This is a genomic window from Streptococcus sp. HMSC36C04 (assembly GCF_001839535.1).
Classification (GTDB): Bacteria; Bacillota; Bacilli; order Lactobacillales; family Streptococcaceae; genus Streptococcus; species Streptococcus hominis.
Window position 1 is genome coordinate 1 of the sequence record NZ_KV841564.1, and the last position, 19,217, is coordinate 19,217.

19 protein-coding genes and 1 riboswitch are annotated in these 19,217 nt (G+C 38.8%); of the genes, 13 read left to right on the forward strand and 6 right to left on the reverse strand.

Features of this window, described 5'->3' with window-relative positions; all coding sequences use genetic code 11:
- Positions 1–548 precede the first annotated feature (548 nt).
- Both HMPREF3249_RS00360 and trkA read right to left on the reverse strand, forming a co-directional pair.
- The gene (locus HMPREF3249_RS00360; RefSeq protein WP_059221003.1) at positions 549–1,988 is read right to left on the reverse strand and encodes a TrkH family potassium uptake protein; all 1,440 of its coding nucleotides are present in this window, start codon (positions 1,986–1,988) and stop codon (positions 549–551) included.
- 3 nt (positions 1,989–1,991) lie between these two features.
- On the reverse strand, positions 1,992–3,341 hold the full coding sequence (gene trkA, locus HMPREF3249_RS00365) for a Trk system potassium transporter TrkA (RefSeq protein WP_003041567.1): 1,350 nt from the start codon (positions 3,339–3,341) through the stop codon (positions 1,992–1,994).
- A 362-nt stretch (positions 3,342–3,703) separates the two neighbouring features.
- Between trkA and HMPREF3249_RS00370 the strand changes: the two genes are divergently transcribed.
- The 8 genes from HMPREF3249_RS00370 (at position 3,704) to HMPREF3249_RS00405 (ending at position 10,079) form a co-directional block, all read left to right on the forward strand.
- Positions 3,704–4,216: a tRNA (cytidine(34)-2'-O)-methyltransferase gene (locus tag HMPREF3249_RS00370; RefSeq protein ID WP_059221002.1), complete on the forward strand. Its 513-nt coding sequence runs from the start codon at positions 3,704–3,706 to the stop codon at positions 4,214–4,216.
- Positions 4,217–4,284: 68 nt separating this feature from the next.
- A riboswitch (FMN riboswitch) is annotated at positions 4,285–4,509 on the forward strand.
- A 148-nt stretch (positions 4,510–4,657) separates the two neighbouring features.
- Positions 4,658–5,221: an ECF transporter S component gene (locus HMPREF3249_RS00375; protein ID WP_059221000.1), complete on the forward strand. Its 564-nt coding sequence runs from the start codon at positions 4,658–4,660 to the stop codon at positions 5,219–5,221.
- Positions 5,211–5,861: a phosphatase PAP2 family protein gene (locus HMPREF3249_RS00380; protein ID WP_059220998.1), complete on the forward strand. Its 651-nt coding sequence runs from the start codon at positions 5,211–5,213 to the stop codon at positions 5,859–5,861. The genes HMPREF3249_RS00375 and HMPREF3249_RS00380 overlap by 11 nt, the downstream gene beginning before the upstream one ends.
- A 30-nt stretch (positions 5,862–5,891) precedes the next feature.
- A complete protein-coding gene (locus HMPREF3249_RS00385; protein ID WP_059220997.1) occupies positions 5,892–6,218 on the forward strand; it encodes an MGMT family protein in 327 nt (108 codons plus the stop codon).
- 41 nt (positions 6,219–6,259) lie between these two features.
- Complete coding sequence (locus HMPREF3249_RS00390) at positions 6,260–7,204, forward strand: tRNA modification radical SAM protein MnmL/YtqA (protein ID WP_003030221.1); 945 nt, start codon at positions 6,260–6,262, stop codon at positions 7,202–7,204.
- Positions 7,198–7,746 (forward strand): tRNA 5-(aminomethyl)-2-thiouridylate-methyltransferase MnmM, encoded by a 549-nt coding sequence (locus HMPREF3249_RS00395; RefSeq protein ID WP_003030220.1) that lies wholly within the window; start codon positions 7,198–7,200, stop codon positions 7,744–7,746. The genes HMPREF3249_RS00390 and HMPREF3249_RS00395 overlap by 7 nt, the downstream gene beginning before the upstream one ends.
- A gap of 12 nt (positions 7,747–7,758) precedes the next feature.
- Positions 7,759–8,013, forward strand: coding sequence for a hypothetical protein (locus tag HMPREF3249_RS00400; protein WP_003041513.1), 255 nt, complete (start codon positions 7,759–7,761; stop codon positions 8,011–8,013).
- A gap of 11 nt (positions 8,014–8,024) precedes the next feature.
- Entirely contained in the window at positions 8,025–10,079 is a 2,055-nt protein-coding gene (locus HMPREF3249_RS00405) for a cation:proton antiporter (protein ID WP_003030218.1), read from the forward strand.
- 70 nt (positions 10,080–10,149) lie between these two features.
- On the opposite strand, the gene HMPREF3249_RS00410 is transcribed toward HMPREF3249_RS00405, so the two are convergent.
- From HMPREF3249_RS00410 to HMPREF3249_RS00420, 3 genes are all read right to left on the reverse strand, one after another.
- A complete protein-coding gene (locus tag HMPREF3249_RS00410; RefSeq protein ID WP_003023675.1) occupies positions 10,150–10,449 on the reverse strand; it encodes a DUF1827 family protein in 300 nt (99 codons plus the stop codon).
- A gap of 63 nt (positions 10,450–10,512) precedes the next feature.
- Positions 10,513–10,962, reverse strand: coding sequence for an NUDIX hydrolase (locus tag HMPREF3249_RS00415; RefSeq protein ID WP_059220993.1), 450 nt, complete (start codon positions 10,960–10,962; stop codon positions 10,513–10,515).
- A 75-nt stretch (positions 10,963–11,037) separates the two neighbouring features.
- A complete protein-coding gene (locus HMPREF3249_RS00420) occupies positions 11,038–12,162 on the reverse strand; it encodes a PTS sugar transporter subunit IIC (RefSeq protein WP_059220991.1) in 1,125 nt (374 codons plus the stop codon).
- A gap of 390 nt (positions 12,163–12,552) precedes the next feature.
- On the opposite strand from HMPREF3249_RS00420, the gene HMPREF3249_RS00425 reads away from it, so the two are divergent.
- On the forward strand, positions 12,553–13,161 hold the full coding sequence (locus HMPREF3249_RS00425; protein ID WP_003030207.1) for a GyrI-like domain-containing protein: 609 nt from the start codon (positions 12,553–12,555) through the stop codon (positions 13,159–13,161).
- A gap of 43 nt (positions 13,162–13,204) precedes the next feature.
- On the opposite strand, the gene HMPREF3249_RS00430 is transcribed toward HMPREF3249_RS00425, so the two are convergent.
- Positions 13,205–15,487 carry an ATP-dependent Clp protease ATP-binding subunit gene (locus HMPREF3249_RS00430; RefSeq protein WP_037582766.1) on the reverse strand — a complete coding sequence of 761 codons (2,283 nt, stop codon included), beginning with the start codon at positions 15,485–15,487 and terminating at the stop codon, positions 13,205–13,207.
- A gap of 238 nt (positions 15,488–15,725) precedes the next feature.
- Here HMPREF3249_RS00430 and HMPREF3249_RS00435 point away from each other — a divergent pair, with 238 nt between their 5' ends.
- The 4 genes from HMPREF3249_RS00435 to HMPREF3249_RS09125 all read left to right on the forward strand — a co-directional run bounded on the left by HMPREF3249_RS00435 (position 15,726) and on the right by HMPREF3249_RS09125 (position 18,881).
- A complete protein-coding gene (locus HMPREF3249_RS00435) occupies positions 15,726–15,956 on the forward strand; it encodes a DUF1797 family protein (RefSeq protein ID WP_003023686.1) in 231 nt (76 codons plus the stop codon).
- A 164-nt stretch (positions 15,957–16,120) separates the two neighbouring features.
- Positions 16,121–16,597, forward strand: coding sequence for a FeoA family protein (locus HMPREF3249_RS00440; protein WP_003030197.1), 477 nt, complete (start codon positions 16,121–16,123; stop codon positions 16,595–16,597).
- Positions 16,594–18,738 carry a ferrous iron transport protein B gene (gene feoB, locus HMPREF3249_RS00445; protein WP_003030196.1) on the forward strand — a complete coding sequence of 715 codons (2,145 nt, stop codon included), beginning with the start codon at positions 16,594–16,596 and terminating at the stop codon, positions 18,736–18,738. The genes HMPREF3249_RS00440 and feoB overlap by 4 nt, the downstream gene beginning before the upstream one ends.
- Before the next feature lie 8 nt (positions 18,739–18,746).
- Positions 18,747–18,881 carry a FeoB-associated Cys-rich membrane protein gene (locus tag HMPREF3249_RS09125; RefSeq protein WP_003030194.1) on the forward strand — a complete coding sequence of 45 codons (135 nt, stop codon included), beginning with the start codon at positions 18,747–18,749 and terminating at the stop codon, positions 18,879–18,881.
- Positions 18,882–19,217: the final 336 nt, after the last annotated feature.

A 19,217-nucleotide genomic window follows, 5' to 3' on the forward strand; every position in this document is an offset into this window, starting at 1 on the left:
ATGCTGATACTTGTAATTGATTGTTAGTAAAGAAGCCAATGAACTCAACATTATACCCTCTTTTTTCAATAGAATAGACATTTCTAAGGATTGGATAAAGGATTTTCTTCTCGCCTTTTGATAATGTTGTTTAAATACTTCTTTAGTAATTACTTCTAAAGGCATTGTTCTGTACTCCTTAATCATTTGTAGTTTAATAAACAGAGCTGGTGAAGCTACAGAATAAAATTATTTCTTATTTGAAAACGTTTTTATTTTGAACTATTTTATCACCCAGAATTTAACCCTGTCAAAATATTTGCTCTTGAATTTTAACATTGTGAGACTGTTAACTTACAAAATCTTGTATTTATAAAAGAATATACAAACGAAATCCGTAGGAAATTCAGGTTTCTTACGGATTTTATTTATGACTTAGCTGATAAAAGAAAATAAAAAATTAGCAAAGAAGCATTTCCACTAAAAAATAAAAGACAAACCTACCAAAATGGTGATTTGTCTACAGTCTGAGATGTTAGTTCTATGACCAGTGAGTTTCAGGTGATATGCTATCGTTTTGACCATGTCTGTGGCATAAAGAGCAGGATCATTGGGTAAATTTCTAAACGCCCTGCAATCATGGCAAGAGAGAGTAAGAGTTTGGAAATAGGACCAAAGATTGCAAAGCTATCAGTTGTTCCTAACATTGGTCCAATGTTGTTGAAACAGCTAAGAACAGCACTGACGACTGTCATCAAGTTATTATTGTCTAAACTGACGATAAAAATGAGAAAGATGATAATCATCGTATACAGAACAAGATATTTTAAAATTTTATGCTGGGTGTCTTTGTCAATGACACTATGATTGACGTGCAGAGTCAATACCCGCTTTGGTGAGAGGGTGGACAATACTTGATTTTTAGCAATGCGGACTAAGATTAAGCAACGAACCACTTTTAAACCGCCGGCGGTTGAACCAGCGGACCCTCCTATGCACATGAGAATGAGGAGAATGAATTGAGAAAATAGTGGCCAAGCTGAGATGTCCCCTAAACCAAATCCAGTTGTGGTAATAATATTAGAGACTTGAAAAAATGAAATCTCCAAAGTTTGAGAGAGGTTTTGGTAGATATGAAAGACATTAAGGCAGATAAAAATGGTTGCGGATGCTACAATAATGAGATAGGTTCGTAATTCTTCGTCACCAAAAAGGGCTTTGAATTTTCGTAGTAGTAGGAAATAATACAGATTAAAATTCACACCGAAGATGAGCACACCAAAGCTCACTAAATAAGTAATCAATAAGCTGTGATAATGCGCAATTCCATCATTGTAAACACTAAAGCCTCCTGTTCCCGCTGTTCCCATGGCAATGATAAAACTATCAAATAAAGGCATTCCTGCCAGATAATAAATCACTACAAAAATAGCAAAAAGTGCTAAATACAGCAAATAGAGAATTTGTGCAGTGTCCTTTAATTTAGAGACAACTTTCCCAAAAACAGGACCAGGAACTTCTGCTCGCATCACTTCCAAATGGCTATTTTTATTATTTTCCATAATAGCCAGAGCAAAGACAAGTACTCCCATACCTCCGATTAAGTGGGTAAAACTGCGCCAAAAGAGGAGGGAATGCGACAAAACAGAAACATCTGGTAAGATTGAAGCTCCAGTTGTTGTAAAGCCTGAACTGATCTCGAAGAAAGCATCAATGAGATGAGGAATTTGTCCCGAAAAAACAAAAGGAAGAGCTCCAAAAAAGGACCAAAGTATCCAGCATAAGGCGACAATCAGGACCCCTTCCTTGGCATAAATGTGATGATTTTTAGGTTTAAAAGAGATACCTAAAAATCCGACTGCTAAGAGAATACCAATTGTGGTGCAAATTGAGAGCAGGTTTTGATTGGGTTCATGATAGATAAACGCTACAATGAGTGGAATTAGCAGTAACCCTGCTTCAATGATTAACAATTTTGAGAGGAGGAAACGAATCATACTTCTATTCATGGCTTACCTCTCTAACAAATCATATATTTGTGTGATATTTTGGATCAGAGTTGTGACGATGATTTGGTCACCGATTTGAATGTGGTCTTCCCCCATTGGGAAAATAGGTTTTCCATTTCGGATAATGGCAGCAATCAAGACACCTTTTTTTAGTTTGAGGCTGGAAAGTGGTCTTCCAGTCATTTTATTTTCTTCCTTTATTTGAAATTGCAGAGTTTCAAGTTGTCCATTGGCAAGGTGGTGCATGGCCTGTAAATCAGAATATTGAGCATTCATACGTCCGCGGACAAAGTGCATAATCGTGTCAACAGCAATTCTCTTTGGTGTTACAATGCTTGAAAATTCCTGACTATCAATGATTTCAAGCAAGCTAGTCCGATTGACTTTCGTGATATTTTTTTGCACACCCATGCTTTCAAGGAACATAGATGAAATGATATTTTCCTCATCGACACCAGTCAAAGTGGCAACAGCGTCATAGTGCTGCGCACTTTCTTCCAGAAGAATATCTTTTGCAGTACCGTCACCTTGAACGATATGTAAATGTGGAAATTCTTGACTAAACCATTCAGCATGCTTTGGATTGATTTCAATCACTTTTAGTTTGATTTTGCTATTTTTTAAAATATTAAGTAGATAGTAGGCGATTTTTCCTGCACCAATGAGCATTAAACTTTTAATGACTTTGGGTCGCACGAAATTATGGAAAAGAATGACTTCTACCCGATTTCCGGTGACATAGATAATATCATTCTGTAAAATGGTAATTTCACCGTCTGGAATGAGCAATTGTCCATTGCGGTTAATGGCACAAATCAAGACATTGCCAAATTTTTTGCGAAATTGAGACATGGTCATCTGACAGAGGTCACTATTTTGCTTAACTTTAAATTCCATTAAGCTGACGCGTCCATTGGCAAATCGCTCAACAGAGAGCGCATTTGGAAACTCAATGATATTTGCAATATAGCGTGCTGCTAGTAATTCAGGATTGACTATGAGAGAGAAACCAAGGATATTTTTTTCTTTAAAATAAGAATTAGAATACTCTGGATTGCGCACTCGGACAATCGTTTCTTTTGCTCCCATTCTTTTTGCCAACACAGCTGATACCATATTGACTTCGTCGTGCTCTGTCATGGCAATGAAAATATCGCAATGCTCTACATCAGCTTGCTCTAAAATTTTAAAATTGGCACCGTTACCAACAATGCCCATAATATCATAACGCTTGGTGATGCGATTCAGTACGGCTTCGTTTTGCTCAATGAGAATCACATCGTGTTTTTCAGCCACAAGTGAACGACAAAGTGCAGAGCCTACTTTACCGCCACCAACGACAATAATTTTCATGTTATACCTCCCAAGTACCCCCCTCTATCATACCCTTTTTTTGCAAAAATTTCATCGTTTTGAAGAAAGAAAAAGAGATATTTTATTCAGAAGAGTCTAGTAATTGAAAATAAAAAGATAAAACTTGAAAATTCGTCATATAAATCTAGAAAATATAAAAAAATAAAGCTTTTTTTGTTGACATGTGCTAAGAAAGTGATATACTAAGAAAGTACCCTCATTGATTTACCTCAAACCTGTTGTGATGTAAGTTAATGAGCCTTAAACCACGCTGTCTGCTGAGCTTGACTCCGGGCAGTGTGGCTATTTTTTTGCTTGGTAGCAATCACAGTTCACTAAGATAGATGAGAAGGCTATAAGATATGAAAACATTTCAAAATCACATTGTTCTTTTTGAACCACAAATTCCTCAAAATACAGGAAATATCGCACGGACTTGTGCGGCGACCAATTCTCCTCTTCATATCATTTTACCAATGGGATTTCCGATTGATGACCGTAAGATGAAACGAGCTGGCTTGGATTATTGGGATAAGCTGGACATTACTTATTATGACAATTTAGAAGAATTCATGAGTAAAATGGACGGACAATTGTATTTGATTTCTAAGTTTGCGGAGAAGGTTTATGCGGAAGAAAATTTTGCAACTGCTGGAAATCACTATTTCATGTTTGGGCGTGAGGATAAGGGATTGCCAGAAGATTTTATGCGTGCTCATTCTGAAAAAGCCCTGCGGATTCCGATGAACGATGAGCATGTCAGAAGTCTGAATTTGTCAAATACAGTTTGTATGATGGTGTATGAAGCCCTGCGCCAGCAAGATTTTACAGGATTAGATCTAGTACATCACTATGCACATGACAAATTAAAATAGGATTTCTTAAAAGAATGGACGACATCGGATAAAATGCTTGCTCTAGCAGGCTTTTTTTGTTATGATTAAAGGGTCTTCAGGGCAGGGTGAAATTCCCGACCGGCGGTAATTTGTAGCCGTTGACAATCTTTTGTTTTTATATAGCGTTGTAGTTTCTTTGTGTACCCTTGAAACGCCACTTCATTTAAAAACAAAATCTTTGCCAACTGGATAGCTGCTTTAAGTCCGCGAGCGTAAGCTGATGTGGTGTAATTCCACAACCGACAGTACAGTCTGGATGGGAGAAGACGAAAGGCAATGAAGAAGGTCTAAAATTACAGCTTTTAAATTTTATTTAAGGAGATTTTCTTATACTATTTCAAAGGTTCCGTTGATTTGGAGAAACCATTCTTCAGCAAGCCTTCCAACTTCTCTAATTTTTATAAATTGGAGGAACCTGTTATGACACATACACGCAAAATGGCTGTTGTTGCCATTCTTTCAGCAATTTCATTTTTGCTGATGTTCTTTGATTTCCCGATTTTACCGGGGGCTAGCTTTTTAAAGCTGGATTTCAGTATTTTACCAATCCTACTGGGATTAGTGGTGCTGGATTTAGGTGGTGCTTTGAGTATTTTATTGGTTCGTTCAGCACTCAAACTGCTGCTGAACAATCAAGGCGTCAATACTTATATTGGCTTGCCGATGAATATCATTGCGGTTGCTGTTTTCGTAATTGCTTTTGCCTTGATTTGGAAAAAAGAGCAGACAACCGTTCGTTTTCTAATCGCTTCTGTGGTGGGAACGCTCGGATTGACCTTGGCAATGCTGATTCTCAACTATGCCTATGCTATTCCACTCTATGCAACATTTGCTAATTTTGATATTTCAAAGATTCTGGGCGTGGCAAACTATCTATTTGCAATGGTCATTCCATTTAATCTATTAGAAGGTGTGGTTTTTGCAGTTGCCTTCTGGCTCATTCATTTGCTTTTAAAACCGATTTTAATCAAATATGAAAAATAAACAAACTTTTTTAACCAAGGGCTCTTTTGCCCTTTTACTTTTTGTGATTTTAGGATATGTTGTCAAGTTTCATTCTAATTATTTAAAAGGCTTTGATCGGCCAATTCAGACAATTTTACGTGGGGATTTACCAGATTCTTTGACATTTTTCTTTTCTAATGTGACAAGTCTAATCAACATACCCGTTATTGTAACTTGGGTTGCTCTTTTACTTGGGATTTTCCTTTATAAAAAATGGTGGAGTGAGGCTTTGCTGTTGGGAGGCAATCTGGTGTTAACAGGATTGTTGATCAAGTTATTAAAGGGTGTTTATCAACGTCCACGTCCTGTACTTCAACATTTAGTGGTAGAAAGTGGTTTTTCTTTTCCAAGCGGACATGCCTTGGCTTCGACTTTAATCTTTGGTACTTTGTTGATTATTGTTAGCCAACGAGTGCAAACCGTACAGACAAAACGTTTATTGCAAGGTTTATTGATTGCGATGATTCTTCTCATTGTAATGTCACGTGTTTATCTAGGAGTTCATTATCCAACAGATGTTTTAGGAAGCCTTTTATTAGGAGTGGGGATTTTATATATTGAATTTCCATACTATGATAAGGTGCGCTTCCAATGGCGTTTTGCAGGAAAGCAAAAATAGATTATTAGCAGACAGTTTAGAGGAGGCAGGGTGGTAAAAGTTTTAGATAAACGTCTGATTCTTCAAATTTTGTCAATAGTTGAGCAGATTCCTGTAGGAAAAGTGGCTACCTATGGACAAATTGCGCATTTGATAGGGCGAGAAAGAAATGCTCGTTTAGTGGGGCGCGTGCTGTCTCAAGCAGAACTTTATGGAAAATTTCCTTGCCACCGTGTGGTTAATGCAGCAGGACGCTTAGCACCAGCATGGGAAGATCAGCGACATCTTCTTTGGGCTGAAGGAGTGACTTTTAAAACGAATGGCTGTGTGGATTTGAAAAAGCACCAATGGAAGCCAATTGACATGAATAAAGTGTAAATGGAACTCCGAGCGCGAGTTCTGTTTTATTTTGTGGTACAATGGAAGTTATGAAACCATATAATTCGTTAAATGCTTATTATCGAAAACTATTTGGAGAGAAGACTTTTAAAGTTCCGATTGATGCGGGATTTGATTGTCCCAATCGAGATGGAACGGTTGCTCATGGTGGCTGTACTTTTTGTACGGTGTCAGGTTCTGGTGATGCCATTGTAGCTCCTGAAGCACCGATTCGTGAACAATTTTACAAGGAAATTGATTTCATGCACCGCAAATGGCCTGAAGTCAAGAAATATCTAGTTTATTTTCAAAATTTTACCAATACCCATGATAAGGTGGAGGTCATTCGTGAGCGATATGAGCAAGCTATCAATGAGCCAGGGGTTGTCGGTATCAATATCGGAACTAGGCCAGACTGTCTACCTGATGAAACGATTGACTATTTAGCAGAATTGTCTGAACGCATGCATGTGACGGTAGAGCTGGGCTTGCAGACGACTTATGAAGCCACTTCGCAATTGATTAACCGCGCACATTCCTATGAATTATATGTTGAAACGGTTCAACGTCTGCGGAAATTTCCAAAAATCGAGATTGTCTCCCACTTAATCAATGGCTTGCCTGGTGAAACTCATGAAATGATGATAGAAAATGTTCGCCGCTGTGTGACAGACAATGACATTCAAGGGATTAAATTGCATCTTTTGCATTTAATGACCAACACACGCATGCAACGAGATTATCATGAAGGACGCTTGCAGCTGCTTAGCCAAGATGAGTATGTTTCTATTGTCTGTGATCAATTAGAAATAATCCCTAAACATATCGTCATTCATCGAATTACAGGGGATGCGCCACGAGATATGTTAATTGGCCCTATGTGGAGTCTCAATAAATGGGAAGTGCTAAATGCGATTGAGCAAGAAATGAACCGTCGTGGCAGTGTTCAAGGATGTAAGGCAAAGGAGCAGCGATTTATATGTTAAGACCATTACAAATGGCACATGCCTTTTTATTAGAAGTCATAACCAAAGAAGATATAGTCGTAGATGCCACTATGGGGAATGGTCACGACACGCTTTTCTTGGCACGATTAGCTAAAAAAGTGTATGCTTTTGATATTCAAGAGCAAGCCATTGAGCAAACCACCAAGCGCTTGGCAGAAGCTAAATTGGACAATGTTGAACTGTTTTTGACAGGTCACGAAAATGTGGATCAATATGTTGAAAGCATTAAAGCAGCTATTTTTAATCTAGGCTATCTTCCGTCGGCAGATAAAACAGTGATTACGCAACCACATACAACGATACAGGCCTTAGAAAAATTATGTCAGCGTTTAGTAACTAGCGGTCGGATTGCAATCATGATTTATTATGGGCATGAAGGTGGTGATGTGGAGCGAGATGCAGTTTTAGACTTTGTCAGTCAATTGCCGCAGCAGGAATTTACTGTCGCCCTTTATAAAACAATCAACCAAATCAATCAGCCCCCCTTTTTAGTGATGATTGAGAAATTAAAAATGACTTAAGTGGAGAGAAAAATGGATAAGCAATATCTACATGAAAAATTGAACTGCTTGCGTAGTCAATATCTAGATTCAACCAATGGAGAAATCTTAGCAAAGCAAGTAAATGATGTGCAGATGAGCAAAAAAATGCTTCGGATTAAGAAAAAATTAGTCAATCTTGAAATGGAGCGCTGTCAAAAAATGATTGAACATCGTGATTTATCGAAAATTGAGCAAAAAATCTCCGAGCAGAAGATGCTTTTTGAAAAATGCTGTAAACAAAAATAAAGGAGGAAAATGTGGATTTACTCCTTTATATTATTATCTTTTTATCTGTTCTGATTGTTTCAAATGCCACCAACAAGCTATTTCCAAGCTTGCCGACGCCACTCATACAAATTCTATTAGGGATTGGCTTGGGCTTTTTCATTCCAGTTGGAACGTTTCATTTAGAGACGGAGCTGTTTCTAGCTTTAATCATTGGGCCGCTACTGTTTCGAGAAGCAGAAGAAAGCGATATTACCAGTATTCTTAAGCACTGGAAGATTGTTGTTTATCTGATTTTTCCAGTTATTTTTCTATCAACTCTGAGTCTTGGCTTTTTGTCACATTGGCTATGGGTGTCCCTTCCTCTTGCAGCGTGTATCGCGGTTGGAGCCGCCTTGGGTCCGACTGATTTAGTGGCTTTTGCGTCCTTATCTGAGCGCTTTACCTTTCCAAAACGTGTAGAAAATATTTTGAAAGGGGAGGGCTTGCTAAATGATGCGAGCGGGTTGGTTGCCTTTCAATTTGCCCTGACGGCTTGGACAACAGGGAAATTTTCAGCTCAGGAAGCCAGCACCTCACTTATCCTTTCAATCATTGGCGGTTTTATTGTGGGTGGTCTAACTGCTTTTTTAAATCGTCAGTTGCAAAAGCTGCTGTATACGGTGCGAGCCTCAGACACAGCAGGAGAGTTGTTGTTAGAATTAAGTTTACCGTTGCTGACATTCTTTTTAGCCGAAGAACTCCATGTATCAGGGATTATTGCAGTTGTCGTGGCAGGGATTTTTAAGGCTAGTCGTTTTAAAAGGATTACTTTATTAGAGGCTCAAGTTGATACCGTGACAGATACGATTTGGCAAACTGTCACATTTATGCTGAATGGATCGGTCTTTGTCATTTTAGGAATTGAGTTGGAAACGATAGCTGAACCCATTTTGAAAAGCCCAGTTTATGATAATCTCTGGCTCCTTCTGACGATTCTTTTGCTGACGATTGTGCTATTTGTCATTCGTTTTGTCATGATTTATGGCTTTTATTTCTGGAGAAGCCTATGTTTGAAAAAGAAAATGTCGAAATATTGGAGAGATATTGCTCTGTTAACTTTTTCAGGCGTAAAAGGAACCGTATCCATTGCAACCATTCTCTTGATTCCAACAGCTTTAGAGCAGGAATATCCTCTTTTGCTTTTCTTGGTGGCTGGAGTTACATTGCTTAGTTTTTTGACAGGACTGGTAGTGTTGCCTCGTTTATCAGAAAATAAGGAAGAATCATCAGACTACCTCATGCATATTGCTATTTTAAATGACGTTGTCCAAGAATTAGAAGAAGATTTGAAGCATACCAAAGTCAAAGCTCCGCTTTATGCGGCTATTGATAATTATCATGGACGAATCGAGCATCTTATTCTGGAGCAGGAAGGCAAATCTGTTCAAAAAGATTTGACAGATTTACAATTGCTGATGCTGAGTATTGAAAGTGACGGTTTGGAACAAGCCTACGAAGAAAGAAAAATGAGTAACCGTGCCTATTCCATTTACCAACGTTATTTATGGAATATGGAGCAAAGAATCAACCGCAATCTTGCTTCGCGCTTCACTTATTTTTTGATTAGCTTTTTCAGAATGACTCGCTTATTGCTACATGAGATTGTTACGTTTGGCTCTACTTTCCGTAATTGGCTCAATCAAGATAGAGCAAAGCCTAGTAAGGCTGAAAGAGAAGAGATTGCCGAACTGTATCTAGCCAATACAGAAGTGATTATCGGCAGTTTAGAAAATCTGAAGGGCGTTTATAATACTGCGCTTATCAATTTCTTGCAAGATTCGCGTATCCGTGAGACAGCAATTATTGAAAGCGGTGCTTTTATTGAGCGGGTTATCACGCGTATCAAACCGAATAATATCAAGGAAATGCTGCGAGGTTATTATTTGGAGCGGAAGATTATTTTTGAATACGAACACGAAAAGCTGATTTCAGCTAGTTATGCAAAATTTCTCCGTCAAAATGTCAATAATTTAGAAAATTATTCTCTCAAAGAAACCGCCAATACATTACCATACGACATGATGAACTATGTCAGACAGAAATAAAACGGGAGTGGATTGAGCACTTAGTTGCGAATTCACTCTTTTTTAAACAAAAAAATAAGCCTTGACGGGCTTATTTAGTTGGGATGGATATTTCAATGAGGTTCGTTGAATAGAGTGTCTTAATTCGAGAAGCGTCAATCGATTTTGTATCAATTTTTCGTTTCAGAAAAAATTCTCGAATTTTTTCAACTTCTTGTTCACGGATAGCGCGGTGTTTATTTGAAATCAGAATTTCATAATGAAAAGGTGCTTGCGTAAAGACGACGTCTGTATTTCCAGCGGAAAAAGTCTCAACTAGTGTAGCATCTGTACTTTCTAATTGACTTTGTACAAGGCGTGCATGGCTGTTTGTCGTGTTAATAAGCTTCATCTGACTTCCTCCTATATTCTATTCCTATTATAGCACTTTTTCATAAAAAATGTGAACAATTTCTCATACTTTATGATTCTTTTTCCACATTTCAATTCCCCATTTATGACTGCCACGTTTTAATTTGGAAATAGCTTCTTCGATTGGAAACCAGGCGAGCTGATTAAAATCTTCTAAAGGTGCATGCGATTGCTTATATTGGCTTACTTCATAAATGTAAGCAGGGTTATAAAAATAGGTATCGCGGTGGCGAGAATAAAAATATTCATCTGCTTGTCCGTAATATTGACCGATTTGAGCGGTAAAACCAAGCTCTTCAATCAGTTCACGTTTTAAGGCAGTCAAGTAATCTTCGTCTTGCTCAATCTCGCCTCCGGGCAAGAACCACGCGCCGTTGGGAGCTTGCACTAAAATTATCTTTTCTTGCTTTTCATCTGGAATAACTGCATAAACGCCATAGCGATTCACATATTGCACGCCTTCTTGCTTTTCTCCAAAAGTTGCGACTGTCATATCATTTCCACTCTTTCTTATATGCTACTAATATCATAATGCAGAAATCAAGCGCTGTCAAGGCTTTCAAGCATTTTAAGGTTCAAATTTGAAAATATCTGCTGTGTATAAATTGAGCATTTTTTCAAAGAGAAGACGGAAAAGAATGGCAACGACTGTTGGGATGACAAGCCAAGCTAGAATTGCCAGTTCCATGGAAAGTCCGCCTGTAACAGAAGCGAAGAGTCCTGTCAGACCAACGAGTCCAAAACCTGCTGATGCAGGAGTCCCAGTAATAGTGAATAGTGGAACCAACAGCCCAGTTACAGCAGAAGTTGCAACGATAGGAACATAAGAGATTGGATGTTCAAAGACATTGGTCATCATCATTTTCATTGAACCAAGGGCGACAGCAGCAGTTACACCAGGTTTATTGACAAAGAATGAATGAACAACAAGTACGATACAAGTTGTTCCGACTCCCATAGCAGAAGCACCAGCAGCTAGTCCATTTAGTCCAATGGCAAGACCGATTGCAACAGTTGAGATTGGAGCCACGATTAAGATAGCAAAAGTAACACAGATGAGAACACTCATTAGGTAAGGCTGAAGATCCGTAAAGTAGATGATTCCTTGCCCGATTAAGCTAGAAATCATTTTGACATAAGGAAGTGTGAATAGCCCCACAGTCGCAAGAAGCGATCCAACGATTGGAAGAAGAACAAAATTAAAGGATTCAAATTTTCCTTCTAGCCAGAGCAATACGAGGACGCTGAGGGCACAAATTAGCATGACATTGATAATGTCCCCTGTACCAGTCGTGTAGAATCCAGTAACCATTTTGTTTGCAGTTGCGGTAATTTCAGCAGGGGCTTTTTGCTTTTGGAGATATCCTAATAACTCCGTTGCTCCAGCTAGTTTGCTAGAAGTACCAGAACTAACAAAAGCAATGGCTGCTAGAAGCGCAGCTTTCATTCCTTTGAAATTAAATTCCAAGGCAACCAGCGTTCCAATTACGGCTGATAAAGTGACTTGGAAAAGAACGTTAGCCACATTCCAAGTTGCAAAGAAAGCATTATTTTTGAAAAAGTCTAAAGAGAAAATAATGGCAAAGATACAGTTAGGCAGCAAGGCTACGATAACACCAATTGCGGTTCCGTTTAGAACTTTATGCAAAAATGATTTAGGGGTAAGTGATACGGTTGTGTTTTCTTTTGTCATAAAAAACTCCTTTATTTTTGAAAAATAAAATCCGCCCTATCCCAAATGAGAATAAGGCGGAGTCATGTAAAAACGGAGATGATTATCCCATTTTAAAACGGTAGCTACGCCTTGATAAAATACTATAAATAATGATAATAATAGCTATCATCAACATAACGTAACTCCTTTTTTATTTTTCTTGTTGTATATTATAACATCTTATTCCAAAAAAACAATAGAAAAATTGAAATTTTCTGATTATTTTGAAAAAACAGAATATCTATTATAAAAAATATGGGAAAACAGAAGAAAAATCTTCAAATAAATTTTACTTTTATATAAAAGTTGACATCAAGCGACAAGTTTCTTTTGTTATACTCATGATAGAAAAATGAAAGGAGCAAACAAATGAAATATGAATGGAGAAAATTAGATAAAAAACTTTATCAAGTTCCAAAAAATTCTGTGGTCATTGAACACCCTGTGCAGTCATTTATCATGTTAAATGGTCAAGGAAATCCAAATAAAGCTGACTTTTCAGAAAGGGTTTCTGCTCTTTATTCCCTCGCTTATGCGATTAAAATGGAGTATAAAAAAACTGCTCATCATCAGGAATTTACTGATTTTACCGTTTACCCTTTGGAAGGGATTTGGCAGCAAACAGAATCAGAGAAGACTTTGGTAAAAGACGACTTAGTTTATACGATTATGATTGCCCAGCCAGAGTTTATTACAAATGAAATAGTTGAAACAGCTCTCGTAAAAGTAAAAGTGAAAAAACCAAATCCGTTTTATAATGAGATTCGCTTTGAACGAATAAGCGAAGGAAGCAGCGTTGCAATGCTTCATGTAGGACCATTTGACGATGAGCCACAGACCTTCGCGAAAATGGATGCTTTCTGTCAAGAAAATGGGTTAAAACGCTGTACAGCATATCATCGTGAAATTTATTTGAACAATAAAAATCGCACCGCTCCAGAGAGACTAAAGACAATTTTGAGATACAGTGTTCAGTAACTAAAAAGTCACTCCCTAGACTTCTAAGGAGTGAATTTCATGTTTAATTAGCATTGTCATCTGCTGCTGGTGTTTGGATTTCTTTGTTGGCTTCATTTTCAGCTTTTTTAGTTGATTTGATGACAATTTTACCGTTGCTTGTCATGACAGCCTTGAGTTCTTTTTCACTTGGGTGTTCAAGGTAGTAATCAGTAATGGCGTCTTCGATGTGATCTTGGATTGTCCGACGGAGCGGACGAGCTCCCATTTTCGGATCGTAACCCAAATTAACTAATTTTTCTTTGACTTTGTCTGTCACGTCGAGGTGAATGTCATTTGTTGCAAGCCGTTCATTGACATCTTCAAGCATCAAGTCTACGATTTTTAGGAGATTTTCCTTATCAAGGGACTTGAATTCGATAATACCGTCAAAGCGGTTCATAAATTCTGGACTGAAGAAGTTGCCTAATTCACCGAGAACAGAGTTAGTCCGTCCTTCACGCGCTGCTCCAAAGCCAACATTTGCTTCGACTTTGCCAGTACCAGCGTTTGAAGTCATAATGATAATCGTATCTTTAAAGCTAACTGTGCGCCCTTGTCCGTCTGTCAGACGTCCGTCGTCAAGAACTTGCAGGAACATGTGCATGACATCTGGGTGCGCTTTTTCTACTTCGTCAAGTAAAATGAGAGAGTAAGGATTGCGGCGTACGCGCTCTGTCAATTGTCCGGCTTCTTCGTAGCCAACATAGCCTGGAGGTGCTCCAACGAGTTTGGCTACGCTGTGTTTTTCCATATATTCACTCATATCAAAGCGAATCATGCTGTCAGCTGAACCAAAGAGCTCAATCGCTAATTGTTTAGAAAGTTCTGTTTTACCGACACCGGTTGGTCCGACAAAGAGGAAGGAACCAATTGGTCGATTAGGAGAGCCAAGCCCGACACGATTACGGCGAATGGCTTTGGCAATTTTATCAACGGCATCATCTTGACCGATGACATGAGCTTTCAAATCATCAGCTAGACTAATCAGTTGCGATTGTTCCTTTTCTTTTAGATCACCAACTGGGATATTTGTTTTTTGCTCAATGATATGCTCAATGGTTTTTTCACTGATAATAGGTGTATCTTGGTCTGCCATTTTATTTTGCTGCATTTCTTTGTATTTGGCAATTTGGTCACGGAAATAGGCAGCTTTTTCAAAATCTTCATCACGAGTAGCTTGTGCCTTGAGATTTTCAGCTTCTACCAAGCGTTGATCAATAACTTTGGGATCAACAAAATTAAGTGTCAGATTCATTTTAGAACCTGCTTCGTCTAGCAAGTCAATAGCCTTATCTGGCAAGAAACGATCTTGGATATAACGATTGGATAAGACAGCTGCCGCTTCAATGGCATCATCTGTATATTTAACGTGATGATAGTCTTCGTATTTTTTTTGAATGCCTTTTAAAATAGTAATGGTTTCTTCAACCGTTGGTTCATCCACTTTTACTGGCTGCATCCGGCGTTCCAGTGCTGCATCTTTTTCGATAATGCGATACTCATTGAGAGTTGTGGCACCAACTAATTGAAGCTCACCGCGAGCAAGAGCGGGTTTTAAGATGTTGCCAGCATCCATATTGCCATCTCCAGCTGCACCAGCTCCAACGATTTCATGGATTTCATCAATGAATAAAATCACATCCTGACGAGAACGGATTTCTTCCATGAGTTTTTGCATTCGTTCTTCAAATTGACCACGGATACCAGTTCCTTGCACTAGGCTGACTACATCTAAACGGATGACTTCTTTTCCTTGGAGTTTGTGTGGAACATCACCGTCCACAATCTTCTGGGCCAAGCCTTCTACAACAGCTGTTTTACCGACACCGGGCTCTCCTATGAGGACAGGGTTGTTCTTCGTCCGACGGTTGAGAATTTCAATGACGCGGACGATTTCCTCATCACGACCGATGACAGGGTCAATTTCACCGCGCCGAGCAAATTCGGTTACATTGATACCAAATTCTTCTAGGAGGCCTTTAGGCTGTTGCGGAGTTTGCTGGCGTGCACCCCCACCTTGATTGGAACCGTAACCTCCATTGCCGTAACTACCTCCAGATTGAGTAGGAGGGGTCTGCGGTTCTTGATGATTTTGAAAATTCCCTAGATTGCTAAAGAAATCATCAAAAGGGTCTAAATTATTTTGATTGTTCATATTGGTCATGCCACGAAATAAGGCATTATTTGGATCTGTTTTCATGATTTGATAACAATTTTGACAGAGGTCAACTTGGTGTTGTTTTCCATTCACATTCGTGTAAAGGTGAATGGTTGATTCATTTATTTTACAGTTTTGACAAAGCATGTGCTACCTCTTTCTTTTAAAATTTGTTTGACTGATACCAATTGGTCAATAATAGTCAAACTTCTTAGTCTTATTATATCAGTATTCTAAAACATTGCAAGAATAAAGTGTTAAAAGACAGATTTTTGTACTGAAGCGTTTCATTTTGTGTTAAATTTATCAAAAACAGGGCTTTTACTGGTATTTCATCTTTCATTTGTGGTAAAATAGTAACGTATAAATGAATAGGAGAAGGAAAATGGAATCACATTTAGTAAGAATTATCAATCGTTTAGATGCTATGACAAAAGATGGCGGCAATTTGAAACGTAATTTTGAACGTGACGGGGTTGTTGTAGCAGAAGTAGCTTATAGCTATGATGAAGAAAATGGCTCAGTATTCACTCTTCGCGATGTTGCAGCGCGTGAAACCTATACTTTTGATAGCATTGATTTGATTGCTATGGAAATTTATGAATTGTTGTATTAATTTGCTAGTCTCTAATAAGATATCCTCTAGGCACCTGCTTAGGGGTATTTATTTTGCAATAATTTTTGCCTATCTACCTTAGAATTGTCAGAAATTCTTAGAAAAAAGTGGTATACTAATGGTGATAGTAAGCATATTTCTTGACAAACAGAAAAGGAGATAGTATGGATTTATCTCGGATAACATTATTAACAGAATATGAAATTGTCGGAATCGATCTGGAGGAAGCGAGCGTCCGTCATTTAGCAGATTTAGGGATTAAGATAGGCAGTTTTATTCAAATCATTTCAAAAACAAATGATACAGCCATTCTCTTAGTTCGAGCTGCTAGGATTGCTTTGGACAAATCTATTTTGGAAAAGTTGGACGTTGTTCTGAAAGATAGCAATCGCTCAGCTCTTCCTTTATCTGAGTTAGCTGTTGGAGATGTGGCGTATATAGAAGCAATTCATGCAGAGGGTGCTTTAAAACGGAGGCTGATGGACATGGGATTGACGAAAAATACAAAAGTTCAGTTGCAGAAGGTTGCACCATTAGGTGATCCACTAGAAATTAAGTTGAGAGGCTACGATTTGACATTGAGAAAGTCAGAAGCGAGTCTGGTTAGTGTTGTGAAAGGTGAAAAGGAAGCAAAAGGATGAAAGAATTAGCGCTTGCGGGAAATCCGAATAGTGGAAAGACTAGTTTATTTAACATTCTAACCGGTAGTAGCCAGCATGTGGGAAATTGGCCTGGGGTAACGGTTGAAAAGAAAAGTGGGTTATTTCGCAAAAATAAAGAAATCATTATCCAAGACCTACCGGGAATTTACTCCTTGTCTCCTTATACATCAGAGGAAATGGTCAGTAGAAATTATCTTTTAAGCGGTAATGCAGACGGGATCTTGGATGTAGTTGACGCAACCAATTTGGAACGAAATCTGTATTTGAGTTTGCAATTGATTGAGACGGGGATTCCGGTTGTGCTGGCTTTAAATATGAGCGATGTCGTTGAAAAACAAGGAAAATGGATTGATACAGAAAAATTAAGTTACCAACTGGGTGTGCCGGTCGTAGCGACTAGTGCTTTGAAAAAGACAGGGATTGACCAAGTCATGCAGCAGGCCATGCGAGTGATGAACCAGGCAGAGGAGGAAGTTTATCCAGCTTACGACAATCATTTTGAAGCGGCTTTGTCAGAAATTATCCGTATTTTGGGGAATGCAGTACCTCAAAAACAAGCTCGTTTTTATGCCATTAAGCTTTTTGAACGTGATAAAGAATTATCTGAACAGCTGGCATTGTCTGATTTTCAAAAAACAGAGATTGAAGATGCGATTCGGATTACGGAAGAAATCTACACAGAAGACGCAGAGAGTATTGTTGTTAATGCGCGCTATGAGTTTATTGAATCGGCAGTCAAAATGGCGCTGCAAGCCGATGTTACTAAATTAAGTTTGTCGGATAAGATTGACCGTATTGTGACCAATCGTTATTTAGCCTTGCCGATTTTTGCGCTTGTTATGTGGTTGGTGTATTTCCTCTCTATTCAAACGATTGGAACGATGGGAACGGATTGGACAAACGATGTTCTCTTTGGAGAATGGATTCCAAATGGTGTTAAATCATTGCTAGAGCAATTAGCTGTAGCTGACTGGCTTCAATCTTTAATCATTGATGGGATTATCGCAGGCTGCGGAGCTGTGCTAGGCTTTGTGCCTCAGATTTTTGTCTTGTTTGTCTGCTTGGGCATCTTGGAAGACATCGGCTATATGAGCCGGATTGCTTTCGTCATGGATCGTCTATTTAGACGGTTTGGATTGTCTGGAAAATCCTTTATCCCCATGTTGATTTCGACGGGGTGTGGCGTTCCTGGTGTCATGGCGAGTAGAACCATTGAAAATGAACGTGACCGTAGAATTACCATTATGACAACAACCTTTATGCCTTGTTCTGCCAAGTTGCCGATTATTTCCTTGATTGCGGGAGCTTTCTTCCCCAGCAATCCTTGGATTGCACCAAGTGCTTATTTTGTCGGAATGGGAGCCATTGTTTTATCGGGAATTGCTCTGAAAAAGACAACGAGTCTCGGTGGAGCAGTAGCGCCCTTTATCATGGAGTTGCCGAGTTACCACCTGCCACAAGTCAAAACGGTTTTGCGCTATGCAGGGCAGAAGGCTTTGAGCTTCATTAAGCGTGCTGGAACGATTATTTTTGTGACCAATATTTTCATTTGGTTTGCTAGTTCCTATAACTTTGGCTTGCAGGCGGTTGAGACGGAAGATAGTATCTTAGCGGCATTAGGAAAGGGGCTAGCTTGGATCTTTAGCCCTCTTGGCTTTGGAAATTGGCGAGCAACGGTTGCGGCTATTACCGGCTTATTAGCTAAAGAGACGGTGATTTCGACTTTTGGAATCTTGTATAAAGTGACAGACGCGACAGAGACTACCAAAGAGTTGTGGACCAATCTTCAACAGCATTATACGGCACTTTCCGCTTACTCATTCCTTGTCTTTAATCTGCTCTGTGCTCCTTGTTTTGCAGCGATTGGTGCGATTCATCGGGAAATGGGCAATGCAAAGTGGACGTGGATTGCCATATCTTTCCAAACGCTATTGGCTTATAATGTTAGTCTTGTGATTTATCAGTTTGGTCAAGCGTTGCTATATGGAAAAGGAATATCTTTTGGGACTATTTTTGCTTTATTCGTTGTAGCAGTTGGTCTCTATTTCATCTTTAGAAAACCACGGAAAGAAAAAATAGAAGTTATCACTTTAGATAGTCTGACACATCAAACAGTATAGGAGAAACTATGTCAACGATTATTGTATTTGTTATTATTTTATTTCTAGCAGGTGCAGCTATGCACCATATCATTAAGGGAAAAGGAAGTTGTGGCAATTGCGACTGCCAATGTGAAATCAAAGAAAAAATGAGACATAAATAATATACCTGAGTGATTGGGTAAATTAAATCAATATAGTTTCATCTCATCCGCCGAGCTGACGGAGCCAATCAAAACAGTTTCATCCTGTCTGCCGGGTTGATGGAGCAAACCAAAAGTAGTTCATCTCGTCCGCCGGGTCGACGTGGTAAACTAAAAGTTATTTATCTTTTCGACTGGGTCGACAGAGCCAACCAATCCAAAGCGGTTCATTTTATCGACCAAGTCGACAAAGAGAACCTCACGTCATTTCATCCGATAGTCAGTCCAGCTGTCTATAAAATAAATCGGTCCGTCAACTTAGCTGACGGACCGATTTTGTCTGAACTCATTGATCTC

Excerpts from the sequence above, each read along its gene's own strand:
- HMPREF3249_RS00360 (WP_059221003.1), bottom strand. The coding sequence starts at position 1,988 with ATGAATAGAAGTATGATTCGTTTCCTCCTCTCAAAATTGTTAATCATT.
- trkA (WP_003041567.1), bottom strand. The coding sequence starts at position 3,341 with ATGAAAATTATTGTCGTTGGTGGCGGTAAAGTAGGCTCTGCACTTTGT.
- HMPREF3249_RS00370 (WP_059221002.1), top strand. The coding sequence starts at position 3,704 with ATGAAAACATTTCAAAATCACATTGTTCTTTTTGAACCACAAATTCCT.
- HMPREF3249_RS00375 (WP_059221000.1), top strand. The coding sequence starts at position 4,658 with ATGACACATACACGCAAAATGGCTGTTGTTGCCATTCTTTCAGCAATT.
- HMPREF3249_RS00380 (WP_059220998.1), top strand. The coding sequence starts at position 5,211 with ATGAAAAATAAACAAACTTTTTTAACCAAGGGCTCTTTTGCCCTTTTA.
- HMPREF3249_RS00390 (WP_003030221.1), top strand. The coding sequence starts at position 6,260 with ATGGAAGTTATGAAACCATATAATTCGTTAAATGCTTATTATCGAAAA.
- HMPREF3249_RS00395 (WP_003030220.1), top strand. The coding sequence starts at position 7,198 with ATGTTAAGACCATTACAAATGGCACATGCCTTTTTATTAGAAGTCATA.
- HMPREF3249_RS00400 (WP_003041513.1), top strand. The coding sequence starts at position 7,759 with ATGGATAAGCAATATCTACATGAAAAATTGAACTGCTTGCGTAGTCAA.
- HMPREF3249_RS00410 (WP_003023675.1), bottom strand. The coding sequence starts at position 10,449 with ATGAAGCTTATTAACACGACAAACAGCCATGCACGCCTTGTACAAAGT.
- HMPREF3249_RS00415 (WP_059220993.1), bottom strand. The coding sequence starts at position 10,962 with ATGACAGTCGCAACTTTTGGAGAAAAGCAAGAAGGCGTGCAATATGTG.
- HMPREF3249_RS00420 (WP_059220991.1), bottom strand. The coding sequence starts at position 12,162 with ATGACAAAAGAAAACACAACCGTATCACTTACCCCTAAATCATTTTTG.
- HMPREF3249_RS00425 (WP_003030207.1), top strand. The coding sequence starts at position 12,553 with ATGAAATATGAATGGAGAAAATTAGATAAAAAACTTTATCAAGTTCCA.
- HMPREF3249_RS00430 (WP_037582766.1), bottom strand. The coding sequence starts at position 15,487 with ATGCTTTGTCAAAACTGTAAAATAAATGAATCAACCATTCACCTTTAC.
- HMPREF3249_RS00435 (WP_003023686.1), top strand. The coding sequence starts at position 15,726 with ATGGAATCACATTTAGTAAGAATTATCAATCGTTTAGATGCTATGACA.
- HMPREF3249_RS00440 (WP_003030197.1), top strand. The coding sequence starts at position 16,121 with ATGGATTTATCTCGGATAACATTATTAACAGAATATGAAATTGTCGGA.
- feoB (WP_003030196.1), top strand. The coding sequence starts at position 16,594 with ATGAAAGAATTAGCGCTTGCGGGAAATCCGAATAGTGGAAAGACTAGT.
- HMPREF3249_RS09125 (WP_003030194.1), top strand. The coding sequence starts at position 18,747 with ATGTCAACGATTATTGTATTTGTTATTATTTTATTTCTAGCAGGTGCA.